General features: G+C 51.6%; 13 protein-coding genes. 7 read left to right on the top strand and 6 right to left on the bottom strand.

Annotated features, from left to right (window positions below):
• Both NT140_04870 and NT140_04865 read right to left on the bottom strand, forming a co-directional pair.
• On the bottom strand, positions 1 to 310 hold a 310-nt coding region (locus NT140_04870; protein ID MCX5831207.1), incomplete at its 3' end, for a hypothetical protein.
• Positions 311 to 924: 614 nt separating this feature from the next.
• The gene (locus tag NT140_04865) at positions 925 to 1,680 is read right to left on the bottom strand and encodes a BON domain-containing protein (GenBank protein MCX5831206.1); all 756 of its coding nucleotides are present in this window, start codon (positions 1,678 to 1,680) and stop codon (positions 925 to 927) included.
• A 365-nt stretch (positions 1,681 to 2,045) separates the two neighbouring features.
• Here NT140_04865 and coaBC point away from each other — a divergent pair, with 365 nt between their 5' ends.
• Genes coaBC through NT140_04840 form a run of 5 tightly spaced genes read left to right on the top strand, consistent with a single transcriptional unit; the run spans position 2,046 to position 6,784 of the window.
• Positions 2,046 to 3,245: a bifunctional phosphopantothenoylcysteine decarboxylase/phosphopantothenate--cysteine ligase CoaBC gene (gene coaBC, locus NT140_04860; protein ID MCX5831205.1), complete on the top strand. Its 1,200-nt coding sequence runs from the start codon at positions 2,046 to 2,048 to the stop codon at positions 3,243 to 3,245.
• Positions 3,242 to 3,967, top strand: coding sequence for a uracil-DNA glycosylase (locus tag NT140_04855; protein MCX5831204.1), 726 nt, complete (start codon positions 3,242 to 3,244; stop codon positions 3,965 to 3,967). Before coaBC ends, NT140_04855 begins: the two co-directional genes overlap by 4 nt.
• A 43-nt stretch (positions 3,968 to 4,010) precedes the next feature.
• Positions 4,011 to 5,291 carry a nodulation protein NfeD gene (locus NT140_04850; protein MCX5831203.1) on the top strand — a complete coding sequence of 427 codons (1,281 nt, stop codon included), beginning with the start codon at positions 4,011 to 4,013 and terminating at the stop codon, positions 5,289 to 5,291.
• A gap of 12 nt (positions 5,292 to 5,303) precedes the next feature.
• The gene (locus tag NT140_04845; protein MCX5831202.1) at positions 5,304 to 6,068 is read left to right on the top strand and encodes a slipin family protein; all 765 of its coding nucleotides are present in this window, start codon (positions 5,304 to 5,306) and stop codon (positions 6,066 to 6,068) included.
• Positions 6,068 to 6,784, top strand: coding sequence for an MtnX-like HAD-IB family phosphatase (locus NT140_04840; protein MCX5831201.1), 717 nt, complete (start codon positions 6,068 to 6,070; stop codon positions 6,782 to 6,784). Before NT140_04845 ends, NT140_04840 begins: the two co-directional genes overlap by 1 nt.
• A gap of 85 nt (positions 6,785 to 6,869) precedes the next feature.
• On the opposite strand, the gene hemW is transcribed toward NT140_04840, so the two are convergent.
• From hemW to NT140_04825, 3 genes are all read right to left on the bottom strand, one after another.
• Complete coding sequence (hemW, locus tag NT140_04835) at positions 6,870 to 8,000, bottom strand: radical SAM family heme chaperone HemW (protein MCX5831200.1); 1,131 nt, start codon at positions 7,998 to 8,000, stop codon at positions 6,870 to 6,872.
• Positions 7,993 to 9,789 carry a translation elongation factor 4 gene (gene lepA, locus NT140_04830; GenBank protein ID MCX5831199.1) on the bottom strand — a complete coding sequence of 599 codons (1,797 nt, stop codon included), beginning with the start codon at positions 9,787 to 9,789 and terminating at the stop codon, positions 7,993 to 7,995. The genes hemW and lepA overlap by 8 nt, the downstream gene beginning before the upstream one ends.
• Before the next feature lie 90 nt (positions 9,790 to 9,879).
• Positions 9,880 to 10,554 carry an adenylate kinase gene (locus tag NT140_04825; protein ID MCX5831198.1) on the bottom strand — a complete coding sequence of 225 codons (675 nt, stop codon included), beginning with the start codon at positions 10,552 to 10,554 and terminating at the stop codon, positions 9,880 to 9,882.
• Positions 10,555 to 10,860: 306 nt separating this feature from the next.
• On the opposite strand from NT140_04825, the gene NT140_04820 reads away from it, so the two are divergent.
• Positions 10,861 to 11,124 carry a hypothetical protein gene (locus tag NT140_04820; protein ID MCX5831197.1) on the top strand — a complete coding sequence of 88 codons (264 nt, stop codon included), beginning with the start codon at positions 10,861 to 10,863 and terminating at the stop codon, positions 11,122 to 11,124.
• A gap of 179 nt (positions 11,125 to 11,303) precedes the next feature.
• Here the strand turns inward: NT140_04820 and NT140_04815 are convergent, their stop codons facing one another.
• Positions 11,304 to 12,002 (bottom strand): hypothetical protein, encoded by a 699-nt coding sequence (locus NT140_04815; GenBank protein MCX5831196.1) that lies wholly within the window; start codon positions 12,000 to 12,002, stop codon positions 11,304 to 11,306.
• A gap of 340 nt (positions 12,003 to 12,342) precedes the next feature.
• Here NT140_04815 and NT140_04810 point away from each other — a divergent pair, with 340 nt between their 5' ends.
• Positions 12,343 to 13,635, top strand: a complete 1,293-nt coding sequence (locus NT140_04810) for a hypothetical protein (protein ID MCX5831195.1) — start codon at positions 12,343 to 12,345, stop codon at positions 13,633 to 13,635.
• Positions 13,636 to 13,766 lie beyond the last annotated feature (131 nt).

The raw sequence follows: 13,766 nt of genomic DNA, 5'->3' as shown, positions 1-13,766 counted from the left end.
GACTTGTGAAGTCATTCGCCGTTGCAGTGCTCGTCTGAACCGTCGTTCCCACCTTTACGCCTGTCCCTGTGGTCGTGAATGTCGCAATCAGGGCCGTTACGTTTGTCCCGAACGGCATGGTTACCGCTATGGTCATTGCCGGTTCATTTATAGTTCCTGCGACCCCGTTAAGCGAATATGCGGTAATCGCCTTAGTCGTCTCTTTTTCATACCAATGTGAGGTTTCTCCCCCTCCACATCCGGTAATTAAAAAACCACTCAGGATTAAGATAAACAAAAGATAAGTTCGTATTGCTTTAAATCTGTTCATAACCACTCCTCCTTTTCTGCTCCAATTATGGGCACCCTCTTTGTGTCTATTGCTCGTATCTTAAGATCTTCTCCACGAATTCTGTTGTTTTTCCCATCCTCACTTTCGTATGATTACAAGGATGATAACAATGTCATAGCAAATGGCCTGCCAATGCCGAAGGAAAATCAGAAGTTTTTATTCATCATTTAATGACAGGTGGTTAGCTTAATAGGAAAGAAAAACAGAAAGGCATGAACTGATTCGTTTCGCCTCAACATTTGGTGGAACCTCAATATATTGAGGGATGCTTTGGCAGGAGGATGGTATTTGATGCTTCTATTGGATTGACTCGCGAGTTCATTCCGCAATGAGGTCCCCTTAGAAGAGTTCGACATATCCCACTCACCGACGCAACGCCCCGGTAAATCAGCCAAAGTATGCCTCCCGCAATTATAACTCAGATGGCGGCGAGGCCTTCTCTGGCGATCAAAAAAGACCTGACCGCTCCGCTGCCCCACCGATATGTCCCGAGCTCGGCTCCAAAGAACGAGACAGCAAGGCAAGGGAAGACCGGAAACCAGCCCTCGATAAACCAGAGCCTTAGGATAACTCCTGTTGGCCTCGGTCCCTGACTACTTGATGGTCATGAGGTTCCGTACACCCTTGACACCGGTTACGTCGTTAGCAAGCTTGGTTACCAAGTCCTTTTCGGCTGCGTTCCCGGCCTTACCATATAAGGTGATTAATCCACGCTTCGTCTCAACTTTGGTATTGAGGGCACTGGTCGAGTAGTGATAGAGCAGTGTTATCTTGACCTGGGCAGTGATGGAAGCGTCATCAATCTTTTCGCCAAACGTCCGCTTTTTCACCGAGGCCTGTGTTACGGTCATCTCATTATTGACGGATTGCACTCCTTGAACATCTTTTGCGTATTCAGTCATTAATTCCTTTTGTGCCTGGTCGAAAGCATTGCCTTGCAATGCCACGATGCCGTCTTTCACGGTAACCTCAACATTCGCGTTGTTCAAACTGCTGTGGAGATAAAGTATTGTTTTTACTTTCATCCTTAGCCACGCATCCGAGTTTTCAGTGGGACGTTCACCTTTGACTTCCAATCTGTTGTCCACAATCTTGACACCGGGAAGGTCTTCTACGGTCTCCTGCGCCAATGATTTGTGGGATTCTTCAGAGACAGTTCCCGTCAAGGTAACAATGCCGTCCCTGGACTTGATTTTGATATCGTCACCCTGGAGGTAGGTCCTGTAAACATAAGACCGTTTGGCGGTTGATTCGATACGGTCATCTATTCTGGACGCTTGCGCAGGCACGCTGAGCACAAGCAGAGCCGCCGTTGCCACCACTATAAAATTGGAATATATTGCTCTCATTGTACATTCTCCTTTCATTGCTCTGGTATCTGACTGTTATCCCTTAAGAGGGCCTTGAAAGAGGAATAGCAAACGGCTTGCCAAGAGCCGATAAAGATCGTCTTTCTAAATTAATCTTTTAATAATAGTTGGTTAGATTTATAGAAATGAGGAGCAGAAAAACATAATAGATTTATTTGGCCTCAATATTTAACGGAACCGCAATATATTGAGGGATACTTTGTGGGGAACGGACAATCACCCGGTCTAAGCAGTATTTGGTCGGGAAAATAATCTTGATATTGTTTTCTCTTGTTGTTATGTTAGCTCGAACAAGCAGAAACGTAGACGGCTATACGAAAAAAAGCGGGGGGACAAGCAGAGAAATGTTGAGGGGTAGCAAGATTGTTCTGGGTATCACGGGCGGCATCGCCGCTTACAAGGCAGCCGGCCTGACGAGGTTGCTGGTCAAGCAGGGCGCGGCGGTGAAGGTTATCATGACTGCTCATGCCCGGGAATTTATCACCCCGCTTACCTTGCAGACCCTTTCCGGCCAGCCTGTTTACAGTGACATGTTTGCCCCCTGGCAGGAAGACGGATTGGCGCATATTTCCTTAGCTGATTATGCCGATATCCTCGTGATTGCACCCGCCACCGCCAACAGCATCGGCAAGATTGCCGGCGGCCTGGCCGATGATCTGCTGACGACGACGGTCATGGCCACGAAAGCCCCGGTGCTCCTGTGTCCGGCGATGAATGCCAATATGCTGGCCCAGGCGTCAGTTCAGGAAAATATGGAAAAACTGGCGGCGCGGGGATTTTATTTACTGGCGCCGGCCTACGGTGAATTGGCCTGTAAAGCCGCAGGCGCCGGTCGCTTACCGGAGATCGAAGATATTGTCGAGGAGATAGAAACAATTTTAACTGCCAAGGACTTGACGGGCGAAAAAATATTAGTCACGGCCGGACCGACGCGGGAGCCCCTCGACCCCGTCCGCTTTATCACCAATTATTCATCGGGCAAAATGGGGTACGCGCTGGCCATTGCCGCGAAACGCCGCGGCGCCGAAGTCACTCTTGTCAGCGGACCCTCTGCTCTGCCATTGCCACGGGGGATGAAATATATTGGCGTCTCTACGGCCGTTGAGATGCGGGACGCCGTACTGGAGAATTATCGGCAGTCCACAGTGGTCATTAAAGCGGCGGCGGTCGCCGATTATCGCCCCGCCGTGCGCGCCGAAAATAAAATAAAAAAGCGTGATGACACGCTGCTCCTTAAGTTGGAGAGAAATCCGGACATTATTGCCGAGCTGGGTAAAAATAAAGGCAAGCGTTTCTTGATCGGCTTTGCCATGGAATCAGAAAATCTCGTGGAAAATGCCGCAAGCAAGATGGCAAAGAAGAATATGGATTACATCGTGGCCAACTTAGTTACCAAGAAAGGCGCCGGTTTTCAGGGCGATACCAACATCGTCACCATTATGGGCCGGGACGGGATAATCGAAGAACTGCCCTTGTTGGATAAAATGCAGGTGGCGGACCGGATACTGGACAAGTTAATTGGCCGAAATCAGAGATCATCATGATCGAGGAAGAACTGAAGGCTGAATTGGCAAGCATGCTGGATTCCGTAAAATCGCGCATCCTGTGGAATCAGGAAACCGGGCAACCGCAGCCTTTTACGCGTCAGAAGGGCAGGGGGCAATTGGGATTAGGCCCGGAAAAGAGCGATGATGTGCGCGAAGAGGGCCTGGTCGGTCTGGAGGCGATCCGGGCGGAGATGGGCGACTGTCAGCGTTGTTCCTTAGGCACCTTGAGAAAAAGTCTGGTTTTCGGCGTCGGCAACCCTAAGGCATCGCTGGTTTTCGTCGGCGAGGCGCCGGGGGCCGATGAGGACCGCGAGGGGGAACCATTTGTAGGCCGGGCCGGTCAATTGCTGACGAAGATTATCGAGGCCATGGGTTTGGCTCGCCGGGATGTTTACATCTGCAATATCATCAAATGCCGCCCCCCCGGCAACCGCGACCCGGAAGCGCCAGAGATTACAGCCTGTGAGCCTTTCCTGATCAAGCAACTCCAGGCCATCGCCCCCCGTGCTATCTGCGCCCTGGGCACTTTTGCCGCCCAGACGTTGCTTAAAAAAGACATCCCCATCAGCGCACTGCGGGGAAGATTTCATACATACACCGGAATTAAGGTGATGCCGACTTTCCATCCCGCCTATCTGCTGAGAAATCCGTCCGCCAAGAAATTAGTCTGGGAGGACGTACAGATGATTATGAACGAGCTGGGAATAAAGAAAGTCTGACTTTATGGGACCTATGTCATTGAAAATAAATAGCAAAAAATTGATGTACCTGTTTTATGCGGTCTTGCTGCTCTGTCCGGTTTTTTCTTACGGCGTTGGGAAGGCGCCGGTCTTTGACGTGATCACGGTCAATGCCACCATTACGCCGCCCATTGCGCAGTACATCGTGCAGAATATTGAGACTGCGACCAAAGAAGGCGCCCAGGGAATCATCATCTTGCTTGATACGCCGGGCGGGTTGGATCTGGCGATGCGGGATATCGCCAAGGGCATACTGAACGCCTCCATCCCGGTGATTGTTTTTGTGTATCCCTCTGGTGCAAGGTCGGCCTCGGCTGGGGTCATCATTACCGTCGCCGCTCACATTGCCGCCATGGCGCCTGGCACTAATATCGGCGCCGCCCATCCGGTGAGCATTGGTATTGGCGGCGCGATAGACAAGACGATGGTCAAAAAGGTGGAAAATGATGCGGCAGCTTACGTGCGCGGGATTGCCCGACAAAAGGGCCGGAATGAAGATTGGGTGGAAAGGGCGGTGCGCCGGAGCGAATCCATTACGGCCGAAGATGCCCTGAAAAACAAGGTGATAGATCTGGTCGCCACCGATGTGCGGGACCTGCTGGAAAAGATAGATAACCGGACGGTTTCCCTTGCTTCCGGTAAGGTCAAGGTAGTCCTGAAGACTAAAGGCGCGATCATCAATGAAAAGAAGATGAGCCTGCGCCAAGGGATACTGGCAGCGATCAGTGATCCCAATATCGCCTATATACTGATGCTGATAGGTTTGGCCGGGCTTTATTTCGAGTTTACCACCCCGGGGGCTTTGCTGCCCGGGATCATCGGCGGCATTGCGCTTTTGCTTTCTTTCTTTGCCCTGCAAACCCTGCCCATCAATTATTCGGGCATGCTCCTGATCATTTTCGGCGTCCTGCTCTTCATTGCCGAAATTAAGGTAATGAGTCACGGCCTGCTCACGGTAGGAGGGATTATCGCGCTGGTTATGGGGTCGTTAATGCTCTTCGATTCTACCGATCCCGCGCTCCGGGTGTCCTGGCAGGTATTGATACCGGCGGTGGCCACGATATCCTTGTTCTTTGCGGCCGTGATCGCTTTGGTCCTCAAGGCCCAGCGGCAGAAGCAATACACGGGCGAGGCGTCCCTGGTGGGCGAGGAAGGGGAGGCAGTGACAGATATCGAGGCCGATGGCCGCGTTCTTGTTGAAGGTGAATACTGGTACGCGTGCAGCGACCAGAAAATATCCAAAGGGCGGAAGATAAGGGTAGTGACAGTGGCGGGACTTAAACTTAAGGTTGAAGAAATTTAAAAGGAGACGATCATGGAAAATTTTTATCCGGTATTTATTATTATTGTTTTGGGTTTTTTGTTCCTTTCATCGGCCATCAAGATCCTGAATGAGTACGAACGGGGGGTCATTTTTCGTCTGGGCCGGGTCATCGGCGCCAAAGGTCCCGGCCTGATCATTCTTATTCCCGTAATTGACCGGATGGTGCGCGTGGATATGCGGACGATCACTATGGATGTTCCGCCACAGGACGTCATTACGCGTGACAATGTTTCCCTTAAGGTCAATGCCGTCGTGTACTTCCGGGTCATGGATGCCAATGAGGCGGTCATCAAGGTGGAAAACTACCTCTACGCCACCTCTCAGCTTGCCCAGACCACGCTGCGGAGCGTCTGCGGCCAGTTTGAGCTCGATGAAATCCTGTCGGTCCGGGAAAAGATCAACATCAACATCCAGGAGATTTTGGACCGCAGCACCGATGCCTGGGGAATCAAGGTCTCGCACGTGGAAGTGAAACAAATTGACCTGCCGGAAGAGATGAAGCGGGCCATCGCCAAGCAGGCGGAAGCGGAACGGGAGAGAAGGGCGAAGGTGATTGCCGCCGAAGGCGAATTCCAGGCCGCCCAGAAACTCATTGAGGCTGCCGCCCTGATGGCTACCCAGCCCATCTCGCTGCAGCTCAGGTACCTGCAGACACTGACGCACGTGGCGGCGGAAAACAATTCCACCACCCTCTTCCCGATCCCCATAGATTTATTTACACCTTTCCTGAAGATGGCCCAAACGGCCCCCAAATAATGACCGACGAAAGTAAATCAACCCTCTTTCCCCCGGCAGGAATAGCAGCATTAGAGCCTTTGCCGGGGGAAAGAATATTAATTATCTGTGACTTCGACGGTACCGCCTGCAGCGTGGACATGGGGAGCAAGATTCTGGATCGCTTTTGCAGCGAGGAATGGCGGGACATTGACCGCGCCTTCTGCACCGCCGAGATCGGCTCCCGCGAGGCCTATACGCGGATCGCCGCGCTGATGCGGGGCAGCAGGGAACAGATGGTGGAATACGTCCACACTCATGCGACCATTGATCCCTACTTTGCCGAATTTCACCGCTTCTGCGGGGAGCGCGGCTACGATCTCAAGATCGCCTCCGACGGACTTGATTTTTATATCGCGACCGTTTTGCATAAGTATAATCTGGCCGACATCGAATTCTTCTCCAATACCGCCACTTTTTGCCCCGGCGATGGTCTCACGATTGATTTCCCCCACGCAAATGAGCTTTGCGGTAAATGCGGCACCTGCAAAACGAATATTCTGAAGGGGTTTGCCGCCGGTTACCGGCGTATCATCTATGTCGGGGACAGCTATTCCGATGTCTGTCCGGCAAAGACCGCCGATCTTGTGTTCGCCAAGTACATACTTTACGATACTTGCCAGAATAACGGCACCGCCTGCATCCACTACGAAAATTTCCGGGATGTCATGGACTACCTTGAAGAAAATCTTCCCTAACACCTCTTTGCCGAAGAGGGGAACCAAAATTTCCCCCTTTAGTAAAGGGGGATTGAGGGGGATTTGAAGTTCTCTTTAGGTGATATTATATACAGGCCAGGCTGTCGGCCACCGCCATGCCGGCTAGAGTTGGCCGCAGGCGACCGCCGCTTATTTCGAGCAGTTCCTCGTCTATCAAATGAGCAATTGTCGCTCTCTTTTCTGTCAGAAGATCGCAGCCGTAACGCTCCCGAAAATTATCCAGATCAATCCCTTTTTTCGTCCGTAATCCCAGAAACAGGGCCTCCAGCCGCAGCTCTGCCGGGGTCAGCATTTCTTCCGTATCAATGGGTTTCGCATTACTTTTCAAGTCATTAATATAACGGGCTAAGTCACGATGATTCCCCCAGCGCTTATTATTGCAGAAGGAGTGCGCCGCCGGTCCCAGGCCCAGATAGGGCGTATGTCGCCAGTACTTCTGATTATGCTTGGATAAGGATGCTGCGTCCCGGGCAAAATTAGAGACCTCGTAGTGAAGATAGCCGGCCTGCTCCAGGGCCGCAGCGGTCTGGAAAAATAAGTCGGCCAGCATTTCTGCATCGGGCAGGGATACTTCACCTTTTAAGTGTCTGATGCCTAAGGGCGTCTTGGGTTCAATGGTGAGCTGGTAACAGGAAAGATGGCTTGGCTGGAAGGACAGGGCCTGACGCAGGGTGCCCAGCCAGTCGGCGAGCGATTGGCCAGGCAGCCCGTAAATCAGGTCCAGGCCAAGATTGTCGAAACCGGCCCTATGGGCTATCTCGATGGCAAGGATTGCCTGCTGACGGCTATGGCGACGGCCGAGGAAACTGAGGGCGTCATCGTCAAAGGATTGAATGCCCAGGTTCAGGCGATTGATTTCGAGACGCCGGAAATCTTGCAGGAGCGTTAAAGAAAGATCGCCGGGATTGGCTTCCAAAGTGATTTCGGCCTGTGGAGAGACGTTGAATTTTTCAGCTACGCCTGCCAGGATTGTGCTCAGGTCTTTTACAGAGAGGACAGATGGCGTGCCGCCGCCGATGTAAATAGTATCGAAGGTACCGAAATCACCCCGGTAGATGTCCATTTCTTTCCCAATGGCCTGCAGGAAGTCCGGGACCCGGGCGAGGGCCGTGGTGGAATAGAAGCCGCAATAATGACACTTCGTGCGGCAGAAGGGGATGTGGATATAAAGGCCGGGGGGATGGTCATCAGTCATTGTCTGATTTAAGAACTGCCAGAAAGGCGCTCTGGGGGATGCTCACCGAGCCGATCATCTTCATCCGCTTCTTGCCCTTCTTCTGCTTTTCCAGGAGCTTGCGTTTACGGCTGATATCGCCGCCGTAGCACTTGGCCGTTACATCCTTGCGAAAGGCGGAGATAGTGGTGCGGGAGATGATTTCCCCCCCGACGGCCCCCTGGATGGCAATTTTAAACATCTGCTTGGGGATCTCTTCCTTGAGCCGTTCACAGGCCTGCAGCGCGCGGCTGCGGGCGCGGTCGCGATGGATGATCTGCGATAGGGCATCCACTTTTTCTCCGTTCACGAGGATATCCACGAGGACCAGGCTGCCGGGACGATAATCAATCAGGTCGTAATCAAATGATCCGTAACCCTGGGTCACGGATTTGAAGCGGTCGTAGAAATCGAAAATGACCTCCGCAAGCGGCATCTCATAGACCAGTTCCACGCGGCCCGGGCCCGTGTAATTGAGCGTGTTGTTGCCGCCCCGCTTGTCCATGCAGAGTTTCATGACGGCGCCCAAGTACCGCTCCGGGAGCATCATGACGGCGCGGATATAGGGTTCTTCGGAACCTTCAATGGAACTGACATCGGGGTAGTAGGTGGGGTTATCCACCTCGATGTTCGTCCCGTTTTTTAAGGTGAAGCGGTAGCGCACGCTAGGCACGGAAAGGATGATGGAGAGGTCATATTCTCTTTCCAACCTTTCCTGAACAATTTCCAGATGCAGCAGACCCAGGAACCCACAGCGGAAACCCTGCCCGAGGGCGGCGGAGGAGTCCTTCTGATAGATAAAAGAGGCGTCGTTGAGCTTGTATTTTTCCAGCGAATCGGCGAGATTCTGATAGTCGTCCGAGGCGATCGGATAAATGGAGGCAAAAACCACGGGTTTTACTTCCCGGAATCCGGGCAGCGGTTGCGCGCAGGGGCGGTTATCGAGGGTGATGGTGTCCCCTGTGTGCACATCGGAGACAGTCTTGACGCCGGCGATAATGTAGCCCACATCGCCCGCCGCGAGTTGGTCCCTTTTTTGCCGAGTCAGCATGAAATGACCGACTTCCTCTACCCGGTAGGCGGCATTGTTGAACATTAAGCGGATCGTGTCGCCGCTTTTTACTGTGCCGTTAAAGATCCGGCAGTGGATCACGGTCCCGCGAAAGGAATCGTAATGGGCATCAAATATAAGCGCCGCCAGCGGGGCTGCCAGATCGCCCTGGGGGGGTGGAATCCTCTCCACCACGGCCTCTAGAATCGCGTCAATGCCCGTTCCTTCCTTCGCCGAGCATTGGAGGTGTTTATCCGGGTCCAGCCCCAGCTCAGAGTCTATCTGCTCAATCACCCGTTCCACGTCCGCCGAGGGCAGATCAATCTTGTTGATGACTGGGATAATTTCGAGGTTGTGCTCCATGGCCAGATAGAGATTGGCCAGGGTCTGCGCCTGTACTCCCTGGGCCGCGTCAATGAGCAACAGCACGCCTTCGCAGGAAGCGAGGGACCGGGAAACCTCATAAGAAAAATCCACATGGCCCGGCGTATCAATAAGGTTGAGGGTGTAATCCCGGCCGTCCTGCCCGTGGTATGGCAGCGCAATGGCCTGACTCTTGATGGTGATGCCGCGCTCCCGTTCGATATCCATGTTGTCGAGAATCTGATCTTTGTAGGTGCGCGCGTCCGTGATGCCGGTGAATTGGATCAAGCGGTCGGCAAGAGTGGATTTCCCGTGGTCAATGTGGGCGATAATGCTGAAATTACGGATATTTTCCATTGTTATGCTGACTGTTTTCACCTCTGTGATAGAAAAAAGCCCTCCGATTTTTCAGGAAGGCTCCGTTAGTATTTTGGGATCGGTCTCGGGCTACGGCAGTTGTGCGAGAATCAGCCGGGAGACCTCGCCGACGGATGGGCCACCGTCCACGGCAATGACTTTTACGCGGCTGCGAAAGAAATTTGCCGCTGCCATGGTGCCCGTTTTTTCGTCGTAATAAACGCCGTGCCGCTGGTCAATGGCCGTTTCATCCTGGTCGTCGGCCCGTGTGGCCAGGTTGTCGGCCCCGCAAACGCGGCATACTATCGCGCCGTCTTTCGTGGCCGGCTTGATGGCCTCGATAAAGATATTGTTGGGATGGTTATTGTCTTTTGGGCAGAGCCTGCGTCCCATGATCCGCTTTTTGGCGACCTCTCGTGCCAGCACAATTTCGACTACATAATCCAGCTTCATGCCCCGTTCGCCGAGATTTTTATGCAGCGCTTCCGCCTGGGTGATATTACGCGGGAAACCGTCCAGAATCCAGCCCTTGGCGCAGTCCGCCTCCTGGAGGCGATTCAGGATCATGGGGACAGTAATCTCGTCGGGCACCAGTTCCCCCTTATCAATATAGGCGCGGGCCTTCTTGCCCAGTTCCGTCCCGGCTTTAATGTTGTTTCTAAAGATTACGCCGACTTCAATATGGGGGATCCCCAATTTTGCCAGGATCAGTGCTCCCTGCGTCCCTTTCCCACTACCGTTGGGTCCAAACATAAGTATGTTCATGGTGAATGCTCCTTATTTAGTATTAGTCGTCATTCCCGCGGAGGCGGGAATCCAGAAAACCGCGAAAAGACTGGATTTCCGTCTGCACGGGAATGACAAAGTAGGGGTACTTTTCAAACGTCTCTGCCTTTAGCTATATAACGCATCTCATTTTTTGGCAATGATAAAAAAAGGGCAACGAAAATCTCCCACAACCCCTCTTTGCCAAAGAGGGGAGAATAAGGCCTCTTTAGCGAAGGCAGCCCTCCTCTTTCCTCCCCCTTTAGTAAGGGGGGATTGAGGGGGATTTGAAGTACCCATATTCAGATGATATGGAGTTTTCAGCGGCTACCTGCCGCTTTATATCAGCAGGATCAGCCGGGGGAACAGGAACTGGCCGAACAGGAAGAGGAACCGGCCGCAGCGCCAGCCAAGGCAGATGATGCGCCCCCGGATTTCCCGCCAAAGATGGACATCACCCGTGCCGTTCTTTTCGATTGGCAGTCCGGGCAGGAAACCTGCCTCTTTTCCTGCAGGGAGAAAAACAAGGTCTCAAAAATATTCCCGCATTTTTTGCACTTGAATTCATAAATGGGCATGGTGTTTACCTCGTTAGTGGTGATTAAGCGTTATCTGGATTCTAAATTATGAGGAGGGGATTGTCAAGAATGAATGAGATTTAAAAAAAGGAGCGGTTTGCCTCGCCGATACTGCTCAGCCACCCGCTCCTGACCGAAATTTTTCCTAATTATGAGCTTTTTGAAGTCTTATTAATCTGTTATAAAGATAGCAGCACTCCCACCAGTGATCGTTGCCGTTATCCAATCGGTCATGCCAGCAGTTGCGCCAGCGGTGTAAATAGTTTTGGCTACTCCGTTGCCATCAGTCGTAACGACAGTGGTAGTAGCTGGTGCAACAGGCAGCGGAGACAGTTTCGGCGATCCGGTACCTTTTGTCGAAATGTCAAACGATACATCTATTCCGCTGGCTGGGGCGCCGGAGTTATTCGTGACGGTTGCCGTAATAGTACAACTGCCTGAAGCGGCAACAACGCCACCGCAAGAATCTGCAAGGACAACCGAATTGTTCGTCCTGGTAATAAGTACGGTAGCGGAAGCGCCGTTGGAGATACTCGCTTTGACTTTATCCTGTACGGTGCCTACACCCGTCCCGGCAGTGTAATTCACAGTAGCTACACCGTTGCCGTCAATATCCTTTTCCGAAACATCAATACTCCCCCCCGTCGTACTCGTTACAATGAAGGTAACAGATCTTAGGGTGGCCACTGTGCCGTCTTTATGTTTTACCGTAGCCGTTATAACGCTGCTCTCTCCCGCGCCCAGGGAGGTCGGGGCAGCGATCACGCTTATGGTATCGGTGCCCAGGGGATCAGCACTGGTTGCGCCGCTGCCACAGCCCGAAATTGCCAACACCATTATCAATAACAAAAGCTTATAGTAATTGCGCATAGTGACCTCTCCTTTGTTGAAGCTCATCGCTGTTTATCCGTTGACAGCTGTTCAATATATTAAATTTAATATCCAAGCAAGTATTTTTTTAATCTCCGCACCCGCTGCCAAGGTCCACTAATGTAAAAATATTCTTGACATGGTGCGGAAGGTTTGCTATTTTCCGACCGCAGAGTATGAAAAAAAGTTGCATAAAAAGAGGAAATGCTATAGGTTAGTAACATTGGAGTAAAATAAAGCATCAGTGAACGGCATGTAATCGTCCTTGGCTGACGAAGTTTCGGTAAACAAAGTAGTTAATATTTTCCATTCGTTATCAGTAACTGGCAGGAGGATTGACTTGGCCCGATCAAACGAGATCACGTCCACCGAAAAGCTCCTTGATGTAATTCGCAAGAAGGAGTCTGATCAAGCACCGGAAACAAAAAGCCCAGAGATAAAAAAGCCTTCCTTTACGCCACCCCCGGGAAGGAATGTCAAGGTGGTCCGATCCAGCAAGGTATCAGCGGGCAAACCGGTTACCGTGGGGATAGACATCGGGCATGAGTACCTGCGGATAGTGAAGACCACCAGGGCCGATGCCAAACCTACGTTAATTGATCAAAAACGGGTGCCGGTTCCGCCCATCCTCCGTCAATCATCAGAATTTAACGTTTTTCTAAAAAACGAGCTCAACTCTTTTTGTGGCGTTAACAAGAATGCGCAATTATGGGCGATTATGTCGGCGGCCAACGTCGAAGTCCATCATATCCGGATACCGCGGGTAGAGAAAAATCAAATAGAAACAGTCGTTAATTTTACTATTAAAAAAGAATCGCCCGTTGATGAAAATGAAACCATATTGGATTTTGAAGTCCTGGGGGAAACGCTTGATCAGGGCGTAAACAAATATGACATTATGTATTATACAGCGCCGCGGCGTGAGGTTGAGGAGCTGCAGGAGCTCTTTTCTCATGCCGGTTGGCCTTTGACAGGTATTTCCATTACGCCTTTTGCCATGCAGAATATATTCCGCACCGAGTGGATGCCTGGCTATGATGGAACTGCAGCCAGCTTGTTCATCGGCAACGATTTTTCCCGCATTGATATTTACTCACACGGCAATCTCGTCATGACGCGCGGCATCAAGGCCGGAATAAGCAGCCTCCTGGAACTATTGGTTGAATCCATCAATAATCGAATTGCGCAGGCGACCGATGGTACTACTCCGGAACTCTGTGACAAGAAACGGGCCAGGGAGATTATTTTCAGCTTGAGCCCAGATTCGCCCGACCTGACCCCTCAAGATCGCTATGGTTTATCGGAGCAGGAGATATGGGAAACTGTTCTGCCTGCTATGGAACGTTTAATCAGGCAAGTAGAAAGAACGTTTGAATATCTTACGGAAACCCTTGGTAACGAACGGGTCAATAAGATTTATGTGTCCGGTGTCATGAATGTTTACCAAACCATCGTCGATTACGTCGGCGAACAGCTGGGGATAAGCGCCGAGATATTTGATCCTTTGAGCCCTGAAATTGCCTGCGGGTATGTTGGTGAAGAGATGTATTCCTGCGTGTCGGAACGTATTGCCATGGCTCCGGCGGTAGCAATTGCCCTGTCCGATAATGCGCGCACGCCGAATATGAAGTGAGGGGGGGTATTGCCAAAAAATGAAGCGGGATGAGCCGTGATGAGCTGGGATATGTAGTGATGATGATTAAGATTTTGGAGACGTGGCGGCAAAAAAGAGGTTTTGCCAAAAAACATTTATTTTGCACTTAT

Source organism: Deltaproteobacteria bacterium (assembly GCA_026388415.1).
Lineage (GTDB): Bacteria > Desulfobacterota > Syntrophia > Syntrophales > JACQWR01 > JAPLJV01.
This window is presented reverse-complemented; position numbering and strand designations above follow the sequence as displayed.